We start from the raw sequence: 25,519 nt of genomic DNA, 5'->3' as shown, positions 1-25,519 counted from the left end.
TTATTTATTTAGCTTCCCCTTCCGGAGTCGTTTTTACTTTCGTTTTGTTTTTATCACGATTGTTATAGTTATACTTCGAACGATCTATCGGTGTAAATCCTTCCGGTGTGTAGAATCGTAATAAGTCACCATTTACGACTTGGTCAGAGTATTTTAACGAGTTTTGAACCATTTGTTCATTTTGTTTTATTTCATCTGTAAATTCTACTGGTTTTCCAGTCGTTGTATCATAGTATTTGCCGTTTAATGCAGTAACTGTTGGGCTTACGAAGTTGCCGTTACGGAACGCAACAACTTGTTTATGATCTGGTGATAATAAATCTGAACCAAATTGAACATAATTTTTTGTATCTGTTCCTAGTAAGTGTAAAAGAGTTGGAAGAACATCAATTTCACCACCATATTGATGTTGTACGCCACCTTTCACACCTGGTACACGAACGATAAATGGTACACGTTGTAACTGTGCATTTTCAAATGAGTTAATTTCTTTACCCATTACTTTTGACATTGCTGCATTATGATTATCTGAAATACCGTAATGGTCTCCGTACATAACGATAATAGAATTATCGTATAAACCAGATTGTTTCAAGTAATCGATGAAACCTTTTACAGATTCGTCTAAATAACGTGCTGTTTGGAAATACGTATCTACAGACGAGTCACCTGTGTTTGCTGGTTCAATTGTCGCTTCCTCTTTATCAATCGGATACGGGAAGTGATTCGATAACGTAATAAACTTCGTATAGAACGGTTGTTTCAATGTTTCTAATAACGGAATGGATTCATTAAAGAATGGTTTATCTTTTAATCCATAGTTTACTACATCTTTTTCGTTCATATCATAGTATGAAGCATCAAAGAATTTATTAAAACCAAATGATTTATAAATATCGTCACGGTTCCAAAATGTTTTATAGTTACCATGGAATACAGCTGATGTGTATCCTTGTTGTCCTAAAATTGCTGGTGCTGATTGATACGTATTATGAGATTTCGTTGTAAATACAGACCCTTGTGGTAAACCAAACATAGAATTCTCTAACATAAACTCCGCATCAGACGTTTTCCCTTGTCCTGTTTGATGGAAGAAGTTATCAAAATAAAGCGTATTCGCATCTTTTGTAAATGAGTTTAAGAACGGCGTAACTTCTTGACCGTTTAATTTATAATCAATTAAGAAGTTTTGGAATGACTCTAAATGAATATAAATTACGTTCATTCCCTTACCTTTACCGAAATACTCAGGATTCGGACTAGCATAAGTTGATGTTAAATAATTTCTTACTTCTGTCATATTATCTCCATCAGCTAACGCTCTTTCCGTTGATGCTTTCGCACTTTGAATTCCATCATAAATTGTGTAGTTATACGCCCCTAAATATTTCACAATATAATTTCGGTCAAACGTTCTTGTTAATAATTCAGGACGGTCAGATTCTGCAAGTCCTAAGTTAACACTGAATAATAAAATACCTGCTACAAATACTAGTGATACTTTATGCTTCGCAACACGAATTGGTTTTGGATTTGCAAATTTCGTTGCAACTAACACAATTAAAATAATTGTATCTAAGAAGTATAGCGGATCATAAAGATGTAGCAACGCAACAATACTACCACCTAAATCTCCAAAGTTATTCGTTTGTGTCAACGTCGGGAACGTAATAAAGTCACTGAAAAAGCGATAGTATACGACGTTTGCATATAAAAGAATCGACAATAACAAGTTGATAACAATTAACCAAATATAAGATCGTTTCCCTTTTGCAAATAATGCAAGTCCTAAAAATAGAACTGCTGAACTAAGCGGGTTGAAAAACAGCAAGAATTTTTGGATTGTATTTGAAATACCTAAATTAAATTCTGTTACATAAGCCGCATATGTTTTGAGCCAAAATAAAATAACGGCAAACAGAAAGAATCCAAAATGATTACTTAGCACGCTTTTGCTCTTTAATAAGAATTGTTTCATTTCTCCACCTCTTTTGATCATCCAAGGCTTATTTTTTTATAAGTCTGTCTCTCTATTCAATTTTTTATCTTCAAATAGATTCTATTTATTTAACTATATGAAGAATACTAGTAATTATAATTTGAAGCTAGTATTTATTCAACTATTTCTTTCTATACATTTTGACCTTGGTTTCTATTTAACAAAATAAATTTGTAACATTTTCTGTTTTCTCCCAAGATTCATCCACTAATTATGACATCACATACTATATACCTTTATTCCCTACTTCGCAAATAAATATGTCTCCAGTTCTGGAACATTAATGTAATATAATTAAATTCACAATAGATAACATTTATTTTTTAATGTATATTATATTTCGTCAGTTATTTATGCTTCAGCCATTCTTCTATGTACAACATTCAAATCTCTTTCCTTCAATAAAATTATTTTTGAATAATTATTCACAATCCATAAAATACAATTTATAAAAAAACCCTCGCTCTCAAAACGAGAGCGAGGGTTTTCATCATTTATTATTGACCTTTGTACATTGCATCTACTTGTTTTTGAAGTTCTTCATTTTCTAAGAACTCATCGTAAGTAGCCTCTTTATCGATTACACCGTTTGGCGTTACTTCGATAATGCGGTTTGCAATTGTTTGTACGAACTGATGGTCATGTGATGTGAATAAAATTGTACCTTTAAATGCAATTAAACCATTGTTTAATGCAGTGATAGACTCAAGGTCTAAGTGGTTCGTTGGGTCGTCAAGTGTAATAACGTTTGCACCACTTAACATCATTTTAGATAACATACAACGAACTTTTTCGCCTCCAGATAGTACTGAAACGTTCTTCTTAACTTCTTCGCCTGAGAATAACATACGGCCTAAGAAACCACGTAAGAAGCTTTCTGACTCATCTTGTGGAGAGAATTGACGTAACCATTCAACTAAGTTGTAGTCACTGTTCTCAAAGTATTTAGAGTTATCTCTTGGGAAGTACGATTGAGATGTTGTAACGCCCCATTTAAATGAACCACTATCTGGCTCCATTTCACCCATAAGGATTTTAAATAATGTCGTCATCGCAATATCGTTACGACCGATAAATGCAACTTTATCACCTTTATTTAAAGTGAAGTACACATTATCTAACACTTTTTCACCATCAATTGTTTTAGAAAGACCTTCAACAGTTAATAAGTCATTTCCTACTTCACGTTCTGGTGTGAAGCCAACGAATGGGTAACGACGAGATGATGGCTTAATATCATCTAATGTAATTTTATCTAATAATTTTTTACGAGAAGTTGCTTGTTTCGCTTTAGATGCGTTTGAGCTAAAGCGCGCAATGAAGTTCTGTAACTCTTTTACTTTCTCTTCTTTTTTCTTATTAGCATCTTGTGTTAATTTTAAAGCTAATTGGCTTGACTCATACCAGAAGTCATAGTTACCAACATAAAGTTGAATTTTACCGAAATCAAGATCAGCCATGTGCGTACATACTTTATTTAAGAAGTGACGGTCATGGGATACAACGATAACTGTATTTTCAAAGTTCATTAAGAAGTTTTCTAACCATTGAATCGCTTTTAAGTCCAAGTGGTTGGTAGGCTCATCTAGTAATAGAATATCAGGTTGACCGAATAAAGCTTGAGCAAGTAATACTTTTACTTTCTCTGCCCCAGTTAATTCTGACATTTTCTTATCATGAAGGTCTTCACCAATACCTAAACCTTTAAGAAGAATTGCAGCTTCTGACTCAGCTTCCCAACCGTTCAGCTCAGCAAACTCACCTTCAAGTTCAGCAGCACGCATACCATCTTCATCACTAAAATCTTCTTTCATATAAATGGCATTTTTCTCTTGCATTACTTTGTAAAGACGAGTATGACCCATAATTACAGTTTCTAATACTGGGAACTCTTCGTATTCGAAGTGGTTCTGTTTTAATACTGCAAGACGCTCACCTGGCGTAATATGTATGTCACCTGTTGATGGTTCGATTTCTCCAGATAAAATCTTTAGAAATGTTGATTTACCAGCACCGTTTGCTCCGATTAAACCGTAGCAGTTACCTGGCGTGAATTTTATGTTAACATCTTCAAACAATTTGCGATCCGCGAAACGCAAACTAACGTTACTTACTGTAATCATTTGTGTCCTCCTACTAATACCGCTTATTTCAGCGTTTTCTCACCGATTGTCTTAAAAAATCGCATATTACGACTCAATTATTGTAGACTATAGTTATTATATAGTAGAAGCTGGATGAATAGCAACGGTTGATTGCTATTCCTTTCTTTCCAAACTTGAATAAAACCTTTGTTTTTAATTATATTAAAGTTACATACACACTTTAAGGGGGATTCATTTTGAAAACAATATTTATGATTGGAGCATTATGTTTATCTCTTATTTCCTTAACTGCATGTAGTAATAACAATGGAAAAACACCTACTGAATCAAAACAAGAGAAAAAAGAAACGAAAGTAACTGTCGATTCAATTATCACTGAATTTAAAAATGCTGGTCTCCAAGCAGAAAATCCAACCGATCTTCCACAAAAAGAATTTGGTAACCTTCGAAAAGAAGGTAAGCGTATTGTCGTACCTGCTCTTGGTGAAGATAAAGGCGGTCGATTATTCGAAATTACAAAGAAAGAAGACCTAGAAAAAGTAAAGAAATATTACGATGAATTAGGAAATTCTGCTCCTATGTTATTCTCTCATACACACGCAAAAGGCAATTTTCTTCTACAAATGAATGGCGATATGAAAGATGAAGAGTTTGTAAAATATAAAGATGTGATGGACAAGTTTGTAAAATAAGGAAAATCACCTTTTAAAAGAACGGGTTCAATTTAGGGAGAGAAAAATGTTAATACCCATTATAAATAACACAATAATTTGTATGCATTTCACACCACGTTTCGTATTATAAAGAGCAAACTAAAACGCTCAGAAAATATTCTGAGCGTTTTCATTTCCTTCTCCAACTAAAGCACCAGGTAGTGTAAAAAGCTATTTCACCATTTGTATTATTAACTTATCTTTTAACATTGACCTATACGAGTCAATTTCATATTTTGTATTATTGATTTTTTCTTTGTTCATTTTTAACATATCAAATATTTCTAACTCTAAATTCCTTCTAGCTTCAAGAACTTTTATCGTTCCTTCTACACCTGAATGGTTATGTTCTTTCCCATAGCCTTGGTTCGTGTAATAGTCGACAAATCCTGTAGACCATTCTGGAGTTCTTTCTTTTAATGCCTTCCTAAATGAAAGTTCAAGATTATCTTGTTCTACATAGAATAACATTGGATTTAGATTCTCTATGATTTTTGCAACTTTCATTACATAATTTATTATTTTTTCTTTTTGTTCACCGTATTTAATCATCCCAATCGTTAATGGGTTTTGTATGAAACAACATTCAAAAATATAAACCTTATCATCTTCTAGAGCAATTTCAGCAAAGTCATTCCATTTGTCAGCAATTAATTCAACATTTTTATCGAATGGTAATTCATATATATCGTTTCTTGAAATATCGTTACATAATTCGTCCGAAAACTGGTCACCAAACTCATTTTTTATCTTTCTGTATGGTAATAAATAATTGCTTCCTTTTTTTAAAACTCTTTTAAGAAGCACTTCTTTAAAATCTCCACTGTTAGATACTAATCTATCGAATTCAAATTTATTAAAACAAGATACACCATCATAGTCGGCGGGGTGGTTCAAATTCCCCTCTAAAAATAGTTCAACTTCAATTTTATTTTGGCTTAGAATTTCATTTATTAGCTTTGCAGTGGTCGATTTTCCGAATCCAGGTAAACCTTCTACTATTATTAGTTTTGCATTCATATTTATAAATCCCTTCCTTCAAAGTATTTAACCAAGATTTAAAAAATTAATTACTCCACTGCAATCACTCCTTCAAAATATGATATTCACCATTTCCTTTGAAAAATCCTTCTTAAAGTATCCTGACCGTTAGTTTAAGAACATTTTTTCACAATCTCTACCATTATTTTAACATAAATTTTCCATTTATCTTTTAAACCAAATACTTTGTCAGTAATCCCCAATCGTTGCGCTGCTGTTTTTACTGTTTTCTTTTTCTCTTCCTTTGCAATTTTACTATATAAAAGTACTTAAACAATGTAATACCAATTAAAAAAGGGATGCTAAATCATATGTGATTTACATCCCTAATTTGTGTGTTATTTTATATGTTCTCTCCCATAACTGAAACAGTTACTTTTAAAAGGCGATTCTTTTATTTCCTTTCACTTAATTTCTTTGCATAATTCTTCATTTTACTCGTTAAGCCTATTAAAGCAGGTAGCAATATCGGCATCACAATAATAGCTAATAGTAACAATGCAACACCAACAACGGATGCTACTTGTATAAGCGTTAATACACCTGAAGGAATTAATGCAGCAAATGTACCACCTAAAATAAGTGCCGCTGATAATACGACTCCTCCGATATGACGAGAAGCAGTTACAATTTTCGTCGCTGGGTCCTCTTCTAACTCATTGTATCTCATCATTACAAAAATACTATAATCCACTCCTAAAGCGACAATCATTATGAAACTAAAGAATGGAACATTCCAGCTTAGTGAATCTACGTTTAGTAAGTGTGTACTAATTTGTTCACTTATACCAAGTGATGCAAAATAAGCTAATATTAAAGATCCAATAATAAAGATTGTGTTTAATAATGAACGTGTAATCACGATTAATACGATTGCAATTCCAATTAACATAATTGTAGCTGTACGTAAGAAGTCTTGCCCTGTTACTTCTTTTAAATCAACGTTTCTAGCTGTTGTTCCTCCAATTGCTGTTTTCGCATGATTTAATTCCGTCCCCTTCAAAGTACCATCTATCGTTTTATTGATTTCTTGAATAATTGGCATGGCTTCTTTTGAATACGGATTTACGTCTAAAATGATTGTCATTTTAGCAGTCTTTCTATCATGTGACATGTACGTATTCAAAGCTTTTTGGAAATCTTCTCCCTCCAAAACTTCTTTTGGAATATAAAATTTCTCAGAGCTTTTTGATTCATTTAGTTCTCCTAAATATTTCTGAGCATCCCCTAGGCCGTTACTTACCTTTTCAAGGCCTTCTGTACTTTTAGATAGTCCTGATTGTAATTGTCCCATCTGTTCTTGCAAGTCTTTCAGTCCGGTTAATAGCTGACCTTGCCCATCGTTTATTTTCGTTAATCCGGTTTGTAACTCAGATGACTTGTTTGCAATTTGTTTTGAACCTGTTGCTCCTTCATTTAATCCATTTTTAAGATCAGCTGCTCCTTTTTGTAACTTAGTAACTCCATTGCTCATTTCTTTTAAGCCGTTATCCACTTTCAATAACGATTGATTCGCTTCTTTAAATGATCCCATCGCCGCATTGTGCTGCGCTGCTAATTGATTTAATTCATTTGACAGCCCACCTAATTGCTTTTGAGCCTCTTTGGCAATTCCTATCGTCTGCAGAATGTTAGGATCATTTGCTAATTCTGGTTTCGTTTGAATGAAATTGGTCATTAACATTTCAATTTGTTCATAACCTTTCTTCGCACCGTCAATCGCTTGAGAAATACTTCCGAAGTATTGATCGTAAGAACTTAAACCTTTTTCTAACTGCGTATAGCCAGCATGAAGTTGTGAAGTTGCATGAGATAATACACTTATATTTTCATTTACTGAAGTTAACCCACTCTCAATTTGCTGCGCACCTTTTGCTCCGTCATTTATGCCATTTGATAGTTGATTTAAAGCTGTTCCTAATGCCAATACACCATTTTTCGCTTCATTTGTTCCATCAATTAACTTTTGAACGTTTGCAAGACTATTTGAATCCTTACTACCCATTTTATCTTTCGCAGTAGTTAATCCATCATTAATTTCCTTTATACCACCATTGGCATCTCCTAAACCTGTATTTAGTTCACCCGCTTGTTTATTTATATATAGTTCTTTAATTCTTTCACCAGTTGGACGTGTCGGTGCATATACTTCTGAAACACCTTTCACTTTCAAAATCTTTTCAGTTAGTTCATCTAAAGTTTGAAGCGAACTCGCCTCATCTAACTTATTATTCGATTGAATGACTAACGTACTTGGTGAAGAAAAACCAGGTGGAAAATGTTCTTCTATTACGTTAATCCCCATTTTCGACTCATATTTATTGTCTACTTCAAATAAATCGTTGTAATTAAGTGTATTAGAATACTTTAATACGAAAGGAATCGATATCACGAATACAATAATTAAAGCGACAAACGGTCTTGCAACTGAATTTTTCGCAAAGAATCCCCATAGACGACTATCTTCATGGCCTTTAAATGTTTTAACTGGATAAAACATCCCTTTTCCTAGAAGCACCATGAAAAATGGATTTAACGTAGTTAATACGAGTAATAATACTGCAACACCAATTGCTACCGCTGAAGTAGATTGATATAATTTAAAGCTCGCTAAAGCAAGAGATGCAAAACCAATTAGTACTGCTATCCCGCTATATAAAACGGTTTTCCCTGCCGATTTAAATGTTTCTTTCGTAGCCAAAAATGAGTTTTCTTGTTTACTTAATTCTTCTTTAAATCTCGTAAATAATAAAATGTTATAGTCTGTTCCAACCCCAAACAGGACAACAACTACAAAGACTTGCGTAAAGTTTGAAAACGGGAAATTAAATTGATCTACAAGATGGGCAATAACCCCCATTGAAACTAAGTACGATACACCAACTGTAAGAAGTGAAATAATCGGAACAACAGGTGAACGGAATACAATGATTAATACTACAAGAATGAAAATGATAGAAATAACTTCAGTCTTTTTCACTCCCTCTTGAGAAGATGTAAGAAAATCACCTGCTACTAAGTCACTTCCTGTTAAGTACGTTTTTACCCCTTTCGTTTTCACTTTATTATGAAGATTATTTGAAACTTTCGATATTTCACCATGTTTTTTATCTATCGATATTTGCGTTAAAATAGTCGTATTATCTTTAGAAACTAATTGTTTCTCTAATTCTTTATTATCTAAATGTGAAACAACTTCTTTAATTCCTAATTGTTCTTTTTCATTTTGCAAAGCATTGATTGTTTTTGTTATTTCCTCTTTTTGTTCAGTCGTTAAAGCTGTTTTACTACCACTATTAAAAACTGCTATAATCTCATACTTTTCTGTCCCGTCTTTATTCATTTCTTTTATCATTTTGTCAGCAATACTACTTTGTTCTGTATTAGGAATCGTAATGTGCCCTTTTTCTTTCACTAATTTATCCATATTAGGCATCGTAACGATCATTGCAATGGTAATAACTATCCACAATAGAAAAGATAAACTTCTCCAATTTCTCAGCTTGCTCATTTGCATCATCTCCCGCGATTACAATTTTACGTTAGTTACGGAATGAATATTCATTCCTATCATTCTATTACATTATTTTATAAACTCTATTAAACCAGTCTTTCCGGAATGAATATTCATTCCTTTAGTTACACAAATACCCTCTCCTACTCTCATTTTTTAATTCTATTTAGGAATGAATATTCATTCCTGTCCTTATAAAGCTATAGAATCAAATGATTCTAATAGCGTTCCAAGAGCTTTCTTCCAATTCTTTTACTAACTCTTTCGAGTATTCTAATTGCCCTGTTGCAATTACTTTCGTTAATTTTTCTAACGGTTGATATACAATAATAATTAAAGCAACTGGAGGCAATGGACGAAGAAAACCTTTTGCGATTCCATCTTCAATAATATTCATAAAGAAGCCTATAAAATCGTCAAATATTTTCTTACTCTGCTCATCAAGAAAATAACTATCGCAGTGAGAATTTGTAAATAAAAAAGCATCCACATTATTTCTCGCAAATTCAAATAAACGGTTATATGTATGACTAAACTGTTCACGAATATTTGCTTCAACAGGAAAATCCGTTTTTATCATTTCAGAAAGCTGTAACATACTTTTTGAAAATAATGAGTTAACAAGCGCCTCTTTATTTTCAAAATAGCGATAAATAGTACCCGCACCGACATTTGCTTTTTCAGCGATCATTGGAATTGTCGTACCATCGTAACCACGCTCTGCAAAAAGTTGCATCGCAGCATCAAAAATATCCTCTTGTTTGTTTTTAGCCATTTTTTCCACCTCTATTTTCAGGAATGAAAATTCATTCCGTTTTCAATTATAAATTACAGGGAATAAAAGTCAAGTGCATGACAATGTATAGTTGCGATTTTATTCCCTTGTTTGTGAATACAATTATATCAGCGATTTTCAGGATATATCGACTTACCGACAAAAATTAATAAGATGAGATGGAGCTATCCCAAAATTTTGTTCGAAACAACTCCATCTTATATGCAAATTAAAAGAAATCATAAATAAACGGCTTGTGCACTGGTACTACATTCTCAAATGCCCGTATTTCCTCTTCGCTTCCGCTAATTAATTCTAATTCATTTAGTTCTAATGGGCGTTTGTATCCAAGCAATATTGTAGATAGTGCATTTATATCTAGCTTGATCCCTTTATCCATCGGTTCTTCTATAATTGTTATTTCATAATTTGCAAGTCTCACTGATACATTATTCCACGGTGCAAATGAATCTGTAATATGTAAGATTAATTCTTGCTGTACGTTGTTCCAGTTCAACTCATATTGTTTTAAGAACTGCTCTACATCTACAATTCTTCCCATAAAATATGGTTTTATTTCTGTTTTCACACGTGGTTCTTGCAATGTATATAACAACTGTTCGTTTTCACTTACTGTCATTTCAAGTTCTTTAATCATAGAATCATGTTGGCAAATAAAGTTCCATAGACCATTTCGTGCTTCATTATGCAGTGGTACGAATTCTTCTACAGTCATTTTAGATTTTTCTATTTTATATAACATGTAACCTGCTGCAGTTTTATTTTCATCGTAGTAAATTGCTAATGTTAAATCCTCATAAACAGCTTGTAACCACCATTTTTCATTGCGAACAAGCATACCAGAAAAACGTTCTGCAAATGTTTCATAAAGCTTCTCGACTTCTTCTGGGTGATTTTCTTTATTGAAACGTTTCACAGTACCATTCACTTGTTTTTTCATAACTAAATCACTCTTTGTCAAATGACATACGAGAAGATTCGCACAAAGTTCCCAGCCGTATTTACGGTAAAATGTAACAGCAAATGGATGTAACATTGATACTGTATATCCGTCTTTTTTCATCGTTTGAAGAGAATGTTGAAGCAATTCTTTCACATATCCGCTTCTTCTGTATTCTGGATACGTCGCTACCCCTGCAACGCCACCCATTTTAAATTTTTCTTTTCCTATGTATATATGAAACGGAATAAGGTGTAGTTTTGCAGCTAAGTCATTACCTTCCATAATACCGTATACTTCATGACTTTCCTTCATTCTTGTAAGTTGCTGCTGCATTCGTTCTTCTTCAACTTTATATTGAAAAGCGTATTCTGATAAGCGTAATGCTTCTCTAAATTTATCTTCTTTTAATCGTATAACGTTCATAAATTTTCCCCCTTCTTTATTTGAATTGTACCATAATTTAAAATATTACAGTGCGGTGAATGAAATTATATAGACTTAACGACACAAATTCAATATAAAAAAGCAGATACATCCTGTATCTGCTTCTCATCCATTTATTTAGTTAACCTTTGAAGTTCTTCGAAGAATGTAGGGTATGATACGCCTACTGCTTCTGCGTCTTCAATTGTTGTTTTTCCTTCTGCTAGACAGCCGGCAATCGCAAGCATCATTCCGATGCGGTGATCACCATAACTATTAACTGTATTTCCTTTTAAAACTGATTTCCCGTAAATAATCATCCCGTCTTCAGTTGCTTCTATGCGAGCACCAAGTTTCGTTAATTCCGCTACGACTGTATCAATACGGTTCGTTTCTTTTACTTTTAATTCGTGTGCATCTTTAATAACTGTAATTCCTTCTGCTTGCGTTGCCGCCAAGGCGATAACAGGAATTTCATCGATTAATCTTGGGATAATATCTCCGCCGATTTCGATTCCTTTTAATGAAGATGTTTCAATTGTAATGTTTGCAGCTGGTTCTGATGCTCCTTCGTTAATTGGCTCTACAGTGAACGTAGCACCCATTTTCTCTAAAACATCAATAATACCTGTACGTGTTGGATTCATACCTACATTTTGTAATACTAGTTTACTATTTGGAATAATTGCACCTGCTACTAAGAAAAAGGCAGCTGATGATACGTCACCTGGTACTTGAACATCTGTCGCTGTTAACTTTTGTCCACCTGCTAGTTTCACTGTCTTTCCTTCGCGAGTTACTTTGACGCCAAATGCTTCAAGCATTCTTTCCGTATGATCGCGAGAAATATGTGGTTCTGTAACAGCTGTTACACCTTCTGCACGAAGTCCTGCAAGTAAAATAGCTGATTTCACTTGTGCGCTTGCTACCGGGGAAGTGTATTCAATTGCTTTTAAATCCCCACCACGTATTGTTAGCGGTGTAAACGTTCCTTCTTCGCGGCCATCAATGTTTGCACCCATTTGTTTTAATGGATTTGTTACACGTTTCATCGGTCTTTTTGCAATAGACGCATCACCTTGTACGCAAGAGAAAAATGGTGTATTTGCCAAAATTCCTGACATTAAACGTATAGTTGTACCAGAATTACCAACATCTAATACAGCTTTCGGTTCTTGTAAACCTTCTAATCCTTTACCAACTACAGTGACTTCATCACCGTTTTGTACGATGTCTACTCCCATTTCTTTAAAACAAGAAATCGTACTTAAACAGTCTGCACCAGGCAAGAAACCTTTAATTGTTGTTTTTCCTTCTGCAATCGCACCGAACATGACAGCGCGGTGAGAAATCGATTTATCTCCTGGAATTGTAATATTGCCATTTAATCCGTTATTAACAGGTTGTATTGTTCTTTCCTTCACGTTTTCACCTTCTCATTTAAATTGTTTCATACGTTTGGTATTTCTCTTCTCCAAGCGCTAGCTTTGCTTTCATACGATCTTCTTCTCGTTGGAAGCTAATACGTAATACCCCAAGCAATCCTTCACGTGCTTCTAATATTTGCAAGTTCGTAATACTAATTTCTTCGCGCGCTAAAATACTTGTAATGTGAGCCAATGCCCCTACTTTATCTAAAACATCGACGTATAAGTCGTGATAGGCAGGAATCGCCCCTCTCTTTCTTACCGGTAAAGAGTCACGGTATTCTTTCGCATCCGCAAAATAGTTTTGAATCTCGCCTGCATCTCCGCTAGAAACTGTATCATATAAATCTTCCATTTCAGAGATCCACTCTTTTAATAATACCATTAAATGCTCTCGATTTTGCTTAACAATATCACTCCACATTTTCGGACTACTAGATGCGATACGTGTAATGTCTTTGAAACCTCCAGCAGCTAGCTGATGGATAAGTGGATTATCTCCTGCATGTTTCTCCACTTGCTTTACTAATCCAGCGGCAATAAGATGCGGGAAATGACTAACGATCCCTGTTACATAATCATGTTCTTCTGTATTTAAAACAAGGAAATGTGACCCTGTTCCTTTTAACCAATCTTTTAACTCTTCCACAGGTTCATTTGGCACATGATTCATTGGCGTTAAAATATAAAATGCATTTTCAAATAAATGCGCTTTTGCACTTTCAACTCCCGTTTTATGAGAACCTGCCATCGGATGTCCACCAATGAAAGAAATTTCCTTTGAAAATAAAGCTTCCGCTTCATTCATAATTGTTCCTTTTGTGCTACCAACATCGGTTACAATAACATCTTTTCGTAAACGAAATGACGCTAATTTGTGTAATAACTTCTTCGTTTCTTCAACTGGTGAAGCAAAAACAATTAAATGTGCCTCTTCACATGCATGTTGTAAATCTACTGCTATTTCATCTACTACGTGTAATTCTTTTGCACGCTCTACTTGTTCTTGAAATATATCATAACCTGTTATCGTTACATCGTGCTCTTTCTTAATTGCTAATGCGAGAGAACCTCCGATTAAACCCGTTCCAATTAATACTACCTGTTTACGCATTTGCCTCATCTCGAGACTTTCTTTTTTTATTTTCAAAGTGTTGTTGTAACACTGAAATCACTCCTTCATTTTGCTCCCTTGTTCCAACGGTAATACGGACGCCATTTGGGAACGGACGAATAATAAATCCTGCGTGTACACAAGCTTCATAAATCTCTCCAGCATTCTCAACTGGCAAGAAGATGAAATTTGTTTGCGATGGATAAAATGGAATATCATGTTCCTTACAAAAGCTCTCGTATTGTTGTAATCCCTCTGTATTCACACGAACTATTTCTTCAATAAACTCGTCATCACCAAAAGCAATCGTCGCTGCTTTTTGCGCTAATGAAGATACGTTAAATGGCAAACGTACGACATTTAATTTTTCGATTAACTCTTCATGTCCAACCGCATATCCAACGCGGAAAGAAGCTAATCCGTACGCTTTAGAAAATGTTCTAAGTACAAGAATATTTTTATGTTTTTCTAAAAGCGGTAATGTCTCTGGAAAATCTTTTGCTGTTACGTATTCATAGTACGCTTCATCAATGACAATTAACGTATTTTCACTAATGCCTTCAATAAATTGAGTCAATTTTCGGTCATTCACATATGTGCCTGTCGGGTTATTTGGATTACAAATCCATACGATTTTCGTATTATTATTTACAGCTGACGAAATTTCGTCTAAATCGTATACACCGTTATTTAATGGAACCTCTTTCACTTCACACCCTTCAATAATTGCATGATGACGATACTGCGGGAATGTTGCTCCAGCCGTTACGATGTTATCTCCTGCTTTAAGTACTGCTCTGCTTATCATTTGAATAACTTCATCTAAACCACTACCGCAAAGTACTTGTTCCATTTTCACATGTAACTTATTTGCAATTGTTTGACGGAGCGTTGTAGCACCTCCGTCAGGGTATAAAGCATGGTCCAACCACGATTTTTGCAACTCACCTAAAACACGTGGCGAACAGCCGAATGGATTTTCATTCGATGCTAATTTAACAAACGAATGATCTCCGTACACTTCTTTCATTTGTTCAGGTGATTTACCTGGTTTATATGGTTGTAATGATGATAGTTGATCTTTTACTTGCATGTTAAAACCACCTTTTTATTAAAATTCTTTTGCGTATTTATTATGTTGCGTAATGTTTTGTTGAATTAACTCCATACGATCTTTTCCGAATTGTTCGACTAGTGCATGTGCAAGTTCCCATGCTACAACAGATTCAGCTACTACACCTGCTGCTGGTACTGCACAGCTATCAGATCTTTCAATACTCGCTTGAAATGCTTCTTTCGTATCAATATCAACACTTGCTAACGGTTTGTATAATGTAGGTATTGGTTTCATTACACCTCTTACGACAATTGGCATTCCCGTTGTCATACCGCCTTCTAAACCGCCGGCATTATTCGTTTTTCTCTTGTATCCTTGTTCTTCATCCCATAAAATTTCATCATGCACTTTACTTCCTGGCTGTCTTGCTGCTTCAAAACCAACACCAATTTCAGCACCTTTAAATGCATTAATACTCATAATTGCACCAGCAAGTTTTGCATCTAATTTACGATCGTAATGAACGTAACTACCAACGCCAATCGGCATTCCTTCTGCAATGACTTCTACAATGCCCCCAATTGAATCTCCGCTACTTTTTGCGTTGTCAATCGCATCCATCATCTCTTGTTCTACTGTTTTATCTAAACATCGAACTGGTGAGTTTTCAGTAATTGTTTGAATTTCTTCAATAGACAAGTTAGAAATATGTTTTGCTTTTACTCCGCCAATTTCAAGTACATGCCCTGCAATTTCTACGCCTAATTCTTTTAAAATTTGTTTCGCAACCGCACCAGCAGCTACACGAACTGTCGTTTCTCTTGCAGAAGAGCGCTCTAGTACGTTTCTTATATCACGGTGACCATATTTAATTGCTCCATTTAAATCCGCATGTCCTGGACGTGGTTTCGTAATTGTACGTTTCATTTCTTTACTTTCTTTTTCCGAAATTGGCTCTGCACCCATTACTTTCGTCCAATGTTTGAAATCATCATTTTTTACGATTAACGTAATGGGTGAGCCAAGTGTCATCCCATGACGAACACCACTTACAATTTCAACTGTATCCGTTTCAATTTGCATACGTCTTCCGCGTCCGTACCCTTTTTGTCTTCTTAATAATTCTTTATTAATATGTTCCGCCGCCAGCGTTAAACCTGCTGGTACACCTTCTAAAATAACTGTTAACTGCGGTCCATGTGATTCTCCAGCTGTAATGTATCTCATTTCTCTTGCCCCTTTACTATTTTTTTGTACAAAAAAGTCCCTACTGAGCGCTCAGTAGGGACGATGTTCATCGCGGTACCACCCTAGTTGTAGACTTCTTTCGTCTACCTCTCTTCTTCTTTAACGATCATTAGACCGTCTTTCCCATCAAAACTTGACGAAAAAGATGCTCCAAGGCTGTAATTCATGCTTACCTTTGTACTGATTCACACCAACCATCAGCTCTCTTTAACAGTGAGATAAGCACTACTGTTTCCTCTTCAGCGCATATATGATATGGAATTAAGATAATTTATTTTTGAATCCTTTTAACTCTTCCATGAATTTATGGAATTCTGGAATATCCATTTGTTGTGCAGAATCTGATAATGCAACTGCAGGGTCTGGATGTACTTCAGCCATTACTGCATCTGCGCCAATTGCAAGAGCCGCTTTCGCTGTTGGTAATAATAAATCTCTACGTCCAGTTGAATGCGTTACGTCAACAACAACTGGTAAATGTGTTTCTTTCTTTAAAATCGGTACTGCTGAAATGTCTAATGTGTTACGTGTTGCTCTTTCGTATGTGCGGATACCACGCTCACATAGAATAATTTGGTCGTTACCTTGTGCAATGATGTATTCTGCTGCATTAATGAACTCATCAATTGTTGCTGCTAATCCACGTTTTAATAATACTGGCTTGTTAACTTTACCTACAGCTCGTAGTAAATCGAAGTTTTGCATGTTACGTGCACCAACTTGAATTACATCAACGTAGTCTAATGCCATTTCAACATCATTTGGATTTAAAATTTCACTAATGATTGCTAAGTCGAATTCATCTGCTACTTGGCGTAAAATTTGTAATCCTTCTACCCCCAAACCTTGGAAATCGTATGGCGATGTTCTCGGTTTGAAAGCACCACCGCGCATTAATTTTAAGCCTTGGTCTTTCATCGCTTGCCCTACTTGGCGAACTTGTTCTAAGCTTTCTACCGCACAAGGTCCCATAATGAACGTTTGTGTGCCGTTACCAATCAATTCACCTTTTACATCAACGATTGTGTTTTCTTGTTTCTTTTTACGTGATACTAGTAATGCTTTACGGTTATCATCTTCTTGTAATTCTAAGCTAGCTTTGAAGATTGTTTTGAAAATATGTTGAACCGTTGACGTTTCGAATGGTCCTTCGTTATTCTCTGCGATCATATCAAGTACTTCACGCTCACGTACTGGATCAAAACGTTTCGTACCTTGTACTTGCTTTTGCTCCCCAATTTTTTGAACGATTTCACCACGTTTGTTTAAAAGGTGTAATAGTTGTAAGTTAATTTCATCTACCTGTTTACGTAATTGATCTAATTCATGATTTGCCATTTGGAAATCCTCCTCTAATGTTTTAAAAGTATAGTAAGAGAATGAAAAATTCTCTATTTTCTGAACTGGTCAATTATACAAATTTAAAGTGGAATCGATACCTCTTCTTATTTTAAACTAATCATTCGTACAAAGACACTCTCTACTAGTTAAAAACCCACTTTTTTTGTACAAAAAATCCCTACTGATGCAATCAGTAGGGACGATATTTATCGCGGTACCACCCTAGTTGTAGACTTCTTTCGTCTACCTCTCTTCATTGTTAACGATCATCTGACCGTCTTTCCCTTCATAAAGATATATACTATCTTTACTACGAAAAAGATGCTCTAGGACTGTAATTCGCTCTTGTTTTTGTACTGGTTCACACCGACCACCAGCTCTCTGTTACAGGGAAACAACAACTACTGCTTTTCCTTTCAACGCATACATATTTAATTTTCAAGTTGGGCCACTAAAATACAAAAAGTCCCTACTGAATAAATCAGTAGGGACGATATTTATCGCGGTACCACCCTAGTTGTAGACTAACTTTCCGTCTACCTCTCTTCACTGTTAACGATCAATTGACCGCTTTTTCTTCATAAAGACAATACTATCTTTACTACGAAAAAGATGCTCCAAGACTGTAATTCATGATTATCTCTGTACTGGTTCACACCAACCACCAGCTCTCTGTTACAGTAAGACTAACCACTACTGTGATCTCTTCATTGCACTTTGTTTATTCAAATGTTTTTTGAAATTGAATAAGTATGATTCGTATTATAGAACGCTTTTCAAAACACTGTCAACAACTTTTTATATATTTTTTTAAATTACATTTTTGCCCTACATTTCTTCTTGTAAATTCTCCAGAACAATTCCGATGCGAATTATCTCATTATCTATTGCATTTATTACACATTTTTCTACTCTATATCCAATTAATAATTCTTTTATTTGAATGATTTCCGTTTCAAGTAAATTAGCTTCCTGAAGCGTTTGCAGTAAAGTGAAAAATACGTTTGCATACAACTCTTTATACATTTTTATACTCTCTGTCTTCTCAAGTATTTCATGAAATAACTGTTTTAACTCCGTTTGATTCCCTTTTCCACCCACGTCCAAAAATGTTTTACAAATGATAGATAATCCTCTTTCTACTATTTCATCCATAAATAAAATAATACGTAAAAGCATTACATATTCTCTAGCTGTGATTCCCCCCATTTTCGGTCGCTCTCGCAAAAATATACTGAGCCAAGCTGCCCAAAATTTTTGTTGTTCTTTTGCACTTAACGTTTTGACATAATAGCATAAGAACTGCATAAATTTAATTTTATTTTCTTCATTTTCTCGTATAAGTAAAGGGTATAACCAGTCTGTTTTTTGTTCCCAATACAGTACACATTTAATAAATACAAAACTGAGCCATTTTAAGAAAGCTTCCCTCGTATGCGGATGTAATACTTTCAAATGTTCTACCGCATACTTAATAAATCGCTTCATTTCTGTAAATAAAGGTAAATTGATTTGTGTGTAACATAGGCCAGCCCATGCATATTTCGTAATCTCATTTTCCTTCTTTAACTCTAAGTACGGTAACAAATATTTTCGGCACCATTGCTTCTCAATATGATAAAGAAATGTAATATCTGCTACTAAACGAGCTATCATAAAATTTGTCCGTTCTGTACTAATTCTTACTTGTTCTTCAAACAAAAATAAATATTCATACACATTACGATCGTATAAATGATCATATGATAACAGTTTTAATAATACTGCTGTCATTTTCCCAACAGGATGCTGAATCGATTCATTGTAAAAATCTTGTTTTGCCAGCTTAAAATCCGTGTCACTTTTCATGACTTGAGGAAATACCGAAAAAGCAAACCGCTTTACATTGCGTATACTATTTTCCTCTAACTCTTCTAATCGATTACTAATTTCATATAGAAAGCTACTAATTAACCAATGAAAAGCTGTATTTCTAACGAATTTCTGTAATAGAGGAATAACTTTTTGTATTTGTTCATTTGTCAGTCCTCGGTTATTTCGCCACTCCCTAATACAAACAAACCATACTTCATTACTTATTCCGTGCATTCCAACTAATTGATATGCAAATGAAATACTCCATTCTGTATTCAATTTACATGCTTTCGATAACATCTCTAAAAAATGACGTTGTTCAAAAACACCATCTTGAGAAAATTGCTGAACTTGCTTCATAATTTCATCGTCTTTTAGTTGCAATAATCCATCAGCTGTCACATTACAAGTAATACTTTGTTCTGCCGCCTCTTTCTTTTGTACACTGTATCGCTCAGAATGAAAATGAGGATGTTTTTGCTTCATTAACTCGTAACCTTTTGCCGTAGATGGACTATTCGAATCACAAGTGAATAATAAATCCAACACGAAACAAACATCAAATGCTCTTTCCTCCGCAAGGTCCTTTAATACAATTTGAATGACTTCTTCCTTTGTTTTTTCTAAAGAGAGTGCGTAATGATTTTTTATAAGTTGAAAAACTTCTTGTTTATACGTGACGTCTAAAAGAATTCCTTCCTGTAACAACCATTTCATTTTCTCATCGGCGCTAACAAATACATTTTTATTCATCGCATCAATTGCAATTCGATTTTGAAGTACGCTGTTTGCTTCTATCATTTCTGTAATATAATAATTTGCTTTTTTCTCATCGTTTTCACATAGATAGGTTAAACATTCTTTTACAATTTGAATTAAAAACGCTAGATCATTTTGCTGAAACTCTTTTTCCACATTTTCCTTATCCCTTTTTTTCAGTGCCGCTTGCCTTAGTGATAACATCCGCATCTTCTCTATTCCCATCATCATAATTGGAACGGCATAATAGGAAATATGCGGTTTCATCTTTTCATTCCAAATTTGCTCCACAAAAGAAAATGTAGACACGGGTAAACGACTCGATTCCTCAAGTTCTATTGATTCCCCGGTATCATTTCCCCACTTTCTTTCACGCTTCAACTTAAGTTTGCCGTCCAAAATAAACGTTAGTAACAATAAAGCGATTTCTTTATGCTCAGGAAAAGAACATTTTTGCAGTAAGTAAGAAATTGTTTCGATCGATTTACTATCTTTTTCAGCTGTTTCTAATAAAAGCAGTGTCCACCTTGCAAACAACAACGGGTCCATTTTCATTTTCGTTTCGTTTAAGTAGCTACAAATTGTTCTCCATAATAACGGAGATAGTTTAGAATGATTTTTAAAAATTAATTGAAATAATTCTTTTTGATGACTAAAAAGAAATTGTTCCACTAACCATTTTGCAAGTAATTCATCTACCTCATTATAGTTTGATGTAATTAAAAATAAATTTTGTAATTTCCCTTCCGCTTCAAGCCATTCCACCCATTCATAATCGTGAGCAAATTCAACGAAGTAGCGGACTGTTTCAATTTTTTTTATAGATTGTTTTATGTATGATAATTGTTCCTGCTCTACTGACGGCGGTACTGTTACTATGTCACGAATTCGCATTCGTTTTGTAATATAATTATCCCCCATTAACTCCGCCCATCGTTTTACTGCTTTAACGAGAGATTGATGATTATTACCTTTATTCGGATATACAATCGGCCGTATTCCCAAATGCTCCCAGTGGTACGTATTTTCCCCTTGTGCGACAAATGCATAACGTCTTGTACTTGGTGGTAAACCAGTTGCTAAATATTTCATTACTGGGTCATTATGGCTATATCCAACGAATAAAACGGTATAATTCGAGAATAAATCAACTAAAAACCTTCTTGCCCATCCTTCTGTCAAGTAAGCCCTTCCAAAATCACCATCTGTTAAAATTAACGCTTCTTTTTCTTGTTCTATATTGCCATGTATGTAAGCAAGTCCTTTAAACGCTCTACCTGTAGGTAACGCAGGTGCGTAATATACGTTTAATTCTCTATTCATTTCTTTTATCGCAGTTGTAAAATGTCGATCAAAATTTGTTGTTACAATGCGGACTTCTGTATCTAAAGGAAACAACCTCGGAATCGCATAATGAAGCGGATTCGGCTTTGACTTTTCAATATGAACTAAATCTCTTGCAACTTGGTGTACATCTTTTGTTTTCGCAATTTTACCAAGATAATAATCATGCGGTTCTGTTATTTCACGTTTTTCGACATATAACGTTTTTGCAATTTCATCAACTAAATCATCAAAATTCGGTAAGTTTGATTTCCCTTTCATAGAAACTCCCGCTCCAACAAATAGTACTAACTTTCCTTTTTCAAGATGATCAATTAACTCGTCTGGAATTTCTACTTCTGAAGTAATCCACACCGAGGATTCCCCCTTACCTAAAAATGTCATATACTCTCATTTTACTATAACATTTTCCTTTTGTTTTTTTAATATTTAGACAAATAATTGACATGAAAAAGTTTTATGTAAATATATTCGTTACAATGTATGAACTCCTATATTTATTGCAAAACTATGGATAAAACGGAGGTGTAAATTTTGAATGATTTCACAGTAGTGCTTATCAAGTTTATATCGTGCATTATCGCATTTAGTATCGGACTCGCTTTATTTTTCCCAGCAACGTTCGTCCAAATTATTTCGTTCAGTCTCTTTGTTACAATCGTATCTTATATGTTCGTTGATAAAATCATATTAAATCGAATCGGTAATACCGGTGCTATTATGTCGGATTTCTTACTAACGTATTTAAGCGTATGGATTTTCGGTAATATTTTATTAGACAACTACATGCAAATTGCATGGGGAAGCATCCTTTCCGCAATTGTCTTCACATTATCAGAAGTAATCGTTCATCGCTTCTCTAACTCTCACACAAAGCACCACAACGATAATATTCGTATTAATCGTCGCTTCGCATATGGTACGGAGTTTGCTGAAGAGCAAAATATATTGGATAAAGATAAGAAGTAATGTTTTGATACAGGAGCGCCCTTTTTAATTATGTGGTGCTCCTTTTTTGTGTTTTCATTATGGTACGTGAAATTATATGAACGATTTTTCAAATATATCAACGATTATTGCAATATATCGACGTTTCGACAAAGGATATCGACTTACCGACATTATTTGACATGATTTCCTCTAATAAAAAACTGCCTCTTATTTAGAGACAGTTTCTTTCAAATCTTTTAACGTAACAACATTAGCAAACGCTCCAAACACTACGTTATGATGCTTCACAATGTCTTCAGCACGTAACACCTCTGTATCAAACGTACTATGTGCATCGCTCACTAACGTTACTTTATACCCTTCACTAAACGCTCTTCGCGTTGTCGTATCCACACAGTACTCCGTTTGCATTCCTGAAATGATAACATGATCGATTCCCTTGTCTTGCAATACTTCTTTTAGGTTCGTCTTGTGGAATGAATCTGGAGTCGTTTTTTCAACCACACACTCCCCTTCTAGTGGAGCAATTGCCGCATGGATTTTCCACCCGTCTGTACCTTTTTCTAACGGGTGGTCTTTCGGTCCATTATGTTGCACATAAATTACCGGAATATCATTTGAACGGCATTTCTCAATAAGCTCTTGTAATGTCTCTAAAAACTTTTCCCCATTATGTACTGGCATTCCCGCTGTATACATACCTGCTTGTACATCGATTACTATTAATGCTTTTTTCATTTCGTGCAGCTCCCTTTTATTTATATTCCATCATCCAACAATCTTCTAATACCCCTTCATGTAGTTCATGTTCCTTTAAAATCTTCACCTTTTTAAATCCGCATCTTTCATAACACTTTATTGCACGTTCATTATTTACTTTCGGGTCCATTGCGATTGCTTCTGCTCCTATTTCGCTCAAAATGTATGTAATTGCGGCCTTAACAAATTTTGTTCCAATTCCTTTTCCCCAATAAGTCGGTTCTCCAATAAATTGATCCATCCCCCATACATTTTGCGATTCTTCATAGCCATATAATGTTTTCCACTCCGAATCAACTGGATACATTTGAATATAACCAATTGGCACTTCATCAAACTCTATTAAGCATCTTTTTTCAGGACTATTTGGATTATATATAAAATGATTCAGTACCATTTCTACTGATTGCGGATTATCTCGTCCTTCGTAATACTGAAGTACTTCTTGGTCTGTTAACCATTTTGAAATGATTTGTGCATCCTCTTCTACTACGTATCTAACCGATACATTATCTTTTTGAAATAGCATATAGTACCTCTTTTTAATTCTTTATATTTTTCTTGTAGTGAAATCTTTCATTGCACCTATTAGTGCGTATGGTAACAATGTAATCGCAAAAAAAGCTGTAAACATATTAAAATGAGGGATTTTATATGGCGTGAACCATTCTGTGAAAAATTGAGAATTTAATACTCTATTAAAGAATTCTCCGTCAGGTCTAAAGTTTGGTGCCCATGCAGTTACTTCACAAATAATAAACAACAATTGTAAAATTATAAATACCCCAAGATAGCGAAACCATGTTCGTTTCCAAATTGGTTGCGCCTTATTTAAATTCGCTTCCATTTCGCCCCCACCTTTTTTATTTACATCATATTAATTATACACTTTCTACGTTTAATTTGTTAAAATTTTCTATATAATCATTCACGTTGGGGGAATACATTATGTCTAATCCTATAAAATCAACATTAATCATCGTTAGAGGAAACTCCGCAAGTGGTAAAACAACAATCGCAAAGCAACTACAAGAACATTTCGGACAAGGCACACTTTTAGTATCACAGGATGTTGTACGTAGAGATATGCTTAGAGTACACGACACGATCGGTAATTTATCACACGATTTACTATTTGAAATTACAAAGTACGGAAAAGGGAAATGTGAGTTTGTTATTTTAGAAGGTATTTTAAACAGTCGTAGATACGGTGATATGCTGAAAGAATTAATACATTTTTTTGAAGGAAACGCGTATACATATTACTTTGATTTATCGTTAAAAGAAACGATTCGACGACATAACACAAGGGAAAAGCGGCATGAATTTGGTGAGGATTCCCTACAAAAATGGTATAATCCGTACGATACAATTGAAGTTACTAGAGAAACTATTTTTACAGATAACTTCACACAAAAAGATATATTTGATGCAATTCTTAATGATGTGATGGTACGAAAATAAGACCGACAGAATATGTCAGTCTTATTTTCATTATGTTATATTCTAGATTTATTATAAAATCTTCACTTTAACTGTTTGTCTTCCCCAATTCATCGCTTTACTTTTTGAACCCATTAATACATCAATGCGATTACCTTTAATTGCACTTCCGGTATCTCCAGCGATTGCTTCTCCATAACCTTCTACCCATACTTTAGATCCTAATGGAATTACTTTCGGATCTACTGCGATAATTCTCATATTTGGATTAGCCGTTAAATCATGCCCCATCGCAGTTAAAACGCGTCCACCATATGTACCATTCTCACTCGGATCAGCAGTATATGCTGTCGCCACCACCGTTAATTCACGTTTAGCAGACTGCGCGTTATTTTTAGACTCTTCTTTTGCCTTTAGTGCTTCTCGTGCTTTTGCTTCTTCCTTGGCTTTGGCTATTTCTCGTGCTTTCGCTTCTTCCTTAGCCTTTGCTATTTCTCGTGCTTTCGCCTCTTCCTTAGCTTTGGCTATTTCTTGCGCTTTTGCTTCTTCCTTAGCCTTTGCTATTTCTCGTGCTTTTGCTTCTTCTTTAACCTTTGCTATTTCTCGTGCTTTCGCCTCTTCCTTAGCTTTGGCTATCTCTTGTGCTTTTGCTTCTTCTTTAGCTTTGGCTATCTCTTGCGCTTTCGCT

19 protein-coding genes and 3 other annotated features are annotated in these 25,519 nt (G+C 34.6%); of the genes, 3 read left to right on the top strand and 16 right to left on the bottom strand.

Annotated elements, in window-relative coordinates; genetic code table 11:
* Positions 1-4: 4 nt before the first annotated feature.
* Positions 5-1,978 carry a lipoteichoic acid synthase gene (ltaS, locus tag BAQ46_RS11680; RefSeq protein ID WP_000808752.1) on the bottom strand — a complete coding sequence of 658 codons (1,974 nt, stop codon included), beginning with the start codon at positions 1,976-1,978 and terminating at the stop codon, positions 5-7.
* A 518-nt stretch (positions 1,979-2,496) separates the two neighbouring features.
* Entirely contained in the window at positions 2,497-4,122 is a 1,626-nt protein-coding gene (locus BAQ46_RS11670) for an ABC-F family ATP-binding cassette domain-containing protein (protein WP_000633868.1), read from the bottom strand.
* Between the two features lie 233 nt (positions 4,123-4,355).
* On the opposite strand from BAQ46_RS11670, the gene BAQ46_RS11665 reads away from it, so the two are divergent.
* Entirely contained in the window at positions 4,356-4,796 is a 441-nt protein-coding gene (locus BAQ46_RS11665; RefSeq protein WP_001997685.1) for a hypothetical protein, read from the top strand.
* A 192-nt stretch (positions 4,797-4,988) separates the two neighbouring features.
* Here BAQ46_RS11665 and BAQ46_RS11660 read toward each other — a convergent pair whose 3' ends face one another.
* The 10 genes from BAQ46_RS11660 to BAQ46_RS11615 all read right to left on the bottom strand — a co-directional run bounded on the left by BAQ46_RS11660 (position 4,989) and on the right by BAQ46_RS11615 (position 22,062).
* A complete protein-coding gene (locus BAQ46_RS11660; RefSeq protein ID WP_000992226.1) occupies positions 4,989-5,837 on the bottom strand; it encodes a P-loop NTPase family protein in 849 nt (282 codons plus the stop codon).
* Positions 5,838-6,252: 415 nt separating this feature from the next.
* A complete protein-coding gene (locus BAQ46_RS11655) occupies positions 6,253-9,369 on the bottom strand; it encodes an MMPL family transporter (protein WP_071741958.1) in 3,117 nt (1,038 codons plus the stop codon).
* A 211-nt stretch (positions 9,370-9,580) separates the two neighbouring features.
* Positions 9,581-10,147 (bottom strand): TetR/AcrR family transcriptional regulator, encoded by a 567-nt coding sequence (locus BAQ46_RS11650; RefSeq protein WP_001107307.1) that lies wholly within the window; start codon positions 10,145-10,147, stop codon positions 9,581-9,583.
* Positions 10,148-10,376: 229 nt separating this feature from the next.
* Entirely contained in the window at positions 10,377-11,534 is a 1,158-nt protein-coding gene (locus BAQ46_RS11645; RefSeq protein WP_071741957.1) for a GNAT family N-acetyltransferase, read from the bottom strand.
* Positions 11,535-11,668: 134 nt separating this feature from the next.
* Complete coding sequence (gene aroA / locus BAQ46_RS11640; RefSeq protein WP_000664611.1) at positions 11,669-12,958, bottom strand: 3-phosphoshikimate 1-carboxyvinyltransferase; 1,290 nt, start codon at positions 12,956-12,958, stop codon at positions 11,669-11,671.
* 16 nt (positions 12,959-12,974) lie between these two features.
* A complete protein-coding gene (gene tyrA, locus BAQ46_RS11635; RefSeq protein ID WP_071741956.1) occupies positions 12,975-14,075 on the bottom strand; it encodes a prephenate dehydrogenase in 1,101 nt (366 codons plus the stop codon).
* On the bottom strand, positions 14,068-15,168 hold the full coding sequence (hisC, locus tag BAQ46_RS11630) for a histidinol-phosphate transaminase (protein ID WP_071741955.1): 1,101 nt from the start codon (positions 15,166-15,168) through the stop codon (positions 14,068-14,070). The genes tyrA and hisC overlap by 8 nt, the downstream gene beginning before the upstream one ends.
* An 18-nt stretch (positions 15,169-15,186) precedes the next feature.
* Complete coding sequence (aroC, locus tag BAQ46_RS11625) at positions 15,187-16,359, bottom strand: chorismate synthase (protein ID WP_001269412.1); 1,173 nt, start codon at positions 16,357-16,359, stop codon at positions 15,187-15,189.
* Positions 16,360-16,412: 53 nt separating this feature from the next.
* Positions 16,413-16,632 (bottom strand) — a binding site (T-box leader).
* A 9-nt stretch (positions 16,633-16,641) separates the two neighbouring features.
* On the bottom strand, positions 16,642-17,718 hold the full coding sequence (locus BAQ46_RS11620; protein WP_001273581.1) for a bifunctional 3-deoxy-7-phosphoheptulonate synthase/chorismate mutase: 1,077 nt from the start codon (positions 17,716-17,718) through the stop codon (positions 16,642-16,644).
* 195 nt (positions 17,719-17,913) lie between these two features.
* Positions 17,914-18,150, bottom strand: a binding site (T-box leader).
* Between the two features lie 54 nt (positions 18,151-18,204).
* Positions 18,205-18,441: a binding site (T-box leader), on the bottom strand.
* A gap of 108 nt (positions 18,442-18,549) precedes the next feature.
* On the bottom strand, positions 18,550-22,062 hold the full coding sequence (locus BAQ46_RS11615; protein WP_002170222.1) for a DUF4020 domain-containing protein: 3,513 nt from the start codon (positions 22,060-22,062) through the stop codon (positions 18,550-18,552).
* A 150-nt stretch (positions 22,063-22,212) separates the two neighbouring features.
* On the opposite strand from BAQ46_RS11615, the gene BAQ46_RS11610 reads away from it, so the two are divergent.
* Complete coding sequence (locus tag BAQ46_RS11610) at positions 22,213-22,647, top strand: YndM family protein (protein WP_000997700.1); 435 nt, start codon at positions 22,213-22,215, stop codon at positions 22,645-22,647.
* Positions 22,648-22,836: 189 nt separating this feature from the next.
* Here BAQ46_RS11610 and BAQ46_RS11600 read toward each other — a convergent pair whose 3' ends face one another.
* Genes BAQ46_RS11600 through BAQ46_RS11590 form a run of 3 tightly spaced genes read right to left on the bottom strand, consistent with a single transcriptional unit; the run spans position 22,837 to position 24,235 of the window.
* The gene (locus tag BAQ46_RS11600) at positions 22,837-23,367 is read right to left on the bottom strand and encodes a cysteine hydrolase family protein (protein ID WP_000709526.1); all 531 of its coding nucleotides are present in this window, start codon (positions 23,365-23,367) and stop codon (positions 22,837-22,839) included.
* A gap of 16 nt (positions 23,368-23,383) precedes the next feature.
* Positions 23,384-23,917 carry a GNAT family N-acetyltransferase gene (locus BAQ46_RS11595; protein WP_071741954.1) on the bottom strand — a complete coding sequence of 178 codons (534 nt, stop codon included), beginning with the start codon at positions 23,915-23,917 and terminating at the stop codon, positions 23,384-23,386.
* Between the two features lie 21 nt (positions 23,918-23,938).
* Positions 23,939-24,235, bottom strand: coding sequence for a YfzA family protein (locus BAQ46_RS11590; protein WP_000387947.1), 297 nt, complete (start codon positions 24,233-24,235; stop codon positions 23,939-23,941).
* 101 nt (positions 24,236-24,336) lie between these two features.
* On the opposite strand from BAQ46_RS11590, the gene BAQ46_RS11585 reads away from it, so the two are divergent.
* Positions 24,337-24,852 carry a kinase gene (locus BAQ46_RS11585; RefSeq protein WP_000070098.1) on the top strand — a complete coding sequence of 172 codons (516 nt, stop codon included), beginning with the start codon at positions 24,337-24,339 and terminating at the stop codon, positions 24,850-24,852.
* Positions 24,853-24,903: 51 nt separating this feature from the next.
* On the opposite strand, the gene BAQ46_RS11580 is transcribed toward BAQ46_RS11585, so the two are convergent.
* A partial coding sequence (locus tag BAQ46_RS11580; protein WP_249024550.1) for a 3D domain-containing protein occupies positions 24,904-25,519 on the bottom strand: 616 nt, incomplete at its 5' end.

The organism is Bacillus paranthracis, from assembly GCF_001883995.1.
In the GTDB taxonomy this organism is placed as follows: Bacteria; Bacillota; Bacilli; order Bacillales; family Bacillaceae_G; genus Bacillus_A; species Bacillus_A paranthracis.
The sequence above is the reverse complement of the archived record's forward strand: the minus strand, read 5'-3'. Positions and strand labels throughout refer to the sequence as shown.

Bases quoted from the DNA above. Each gene is read 5' to 3' on its own strand.
- ltaS (WP_000808752.1), bottom strand. From the start codon at position 1,978: ATGAAACAATTCTTATTAAAGAGCAAAAGCGTGCTAAGTAATCATTTT.
- BAQ46_RS11670 (WP_000633868.1), bottom strand. From the start codon at position 4,122: ATGATTACAGTAAGTAACGTTAGTTTGCGTTTCGCGGATCGCAAATTG.
- BAQ46_RS11665 (WP_001997685.1), top strand. From the start codon at position 4,356: ATGATTGGAGCATTATGTTTATCTCTTATTTCCTTAACTGCATGTAGT.
- BAQ46_RS11660 (WP_000992226.1), bottom strand. From the start codon at position 5,837: ATGAATGCAAAACTAATAATAGTAGAAGGTTTACCTGGATTCGGAAAA.
- BAQ46_RS11655 (WP_071741958.1), bottom strand. From the start codon at position 9,369: ATGAGCAAGCTGAGAAATTGGAGAAGTTTATCTTTTCTATTGTGGATA.
- BAQ46_RS11650 (WP_001107307.1), bottom strand. From the start codon at position 10,147: ATGGCTAAAAACAAACAAGAGGATATTTTTGATGCTGCGATGCAACTT.
- BAQ46_RS11645 (WP_071741957.1), bottom strand. From the start codon at position 11,534: ATGAACGTTATACGATTAAAAGAAGATAAATTTAGAGAAGCATTACGC.
- tyrA (WP_071741956.1), bottom strand. From the start codon at position 14,075: ATGCGTAAACAGGTAGTATTAATTGGAACGGGTTTAATCGGAGGTTCT.
- hisC (WP_071741955.1), bottom strand. From the start codon at position 15,168: ATGCAAGTAAAAGATCAACTATCATCATTACAACCATATAAACCAGGT.
- aroC (WP_001269412.1), bottom strand. From the start codon at position 16,359: ATGAGATACATTACAGCTGGAGAATCACATGGACCGCAGTTAACAGTT.
- BAQ46_RS11620 (WP_001273581.1), bottom strand. From the start codon at position 17,718: ATGGCAAATCATGAATTAGATCAATTACGTAAACAGGTAGATGAAATT.
- BAQ46_RS11615 (WP_002170222.1), bottom strand. From the start codon at position 22,062: ATGACATTTTTAGGTAAGGGGGAATCCTCGGTGTGGATTACTTCAGAA.
- BAQ46_RS11600 (WP_000709526.1), bottom strand. From the start codon at position 23,367: ATGAAAAAAGCATTAATAGTAATCGATGTACAAGCAGGTATGTATACA.
- BAQ46_RS11595 (WP_071741954.1), bottom strand. From the start codon at position 23,917: ATGCTATTTCAAAAAGATAATGTATCGGTTAGATACGTAGTAGAAGAG.
- BAQ46_RS11590 (WP_000387947.1), bottom strand. From the start codon at position 24,235: ATGGAAGCGAATTTAAATAAGGCGCAACCAATTTGGAAACGAACATGG.
- BAQ46_RS11585 (WP_000070098.1), top strand. From the start codon at position 24,337: ATGTCTAATCCTATAAAATCAACATTAATCATCGTTAGAGGAAACTCC.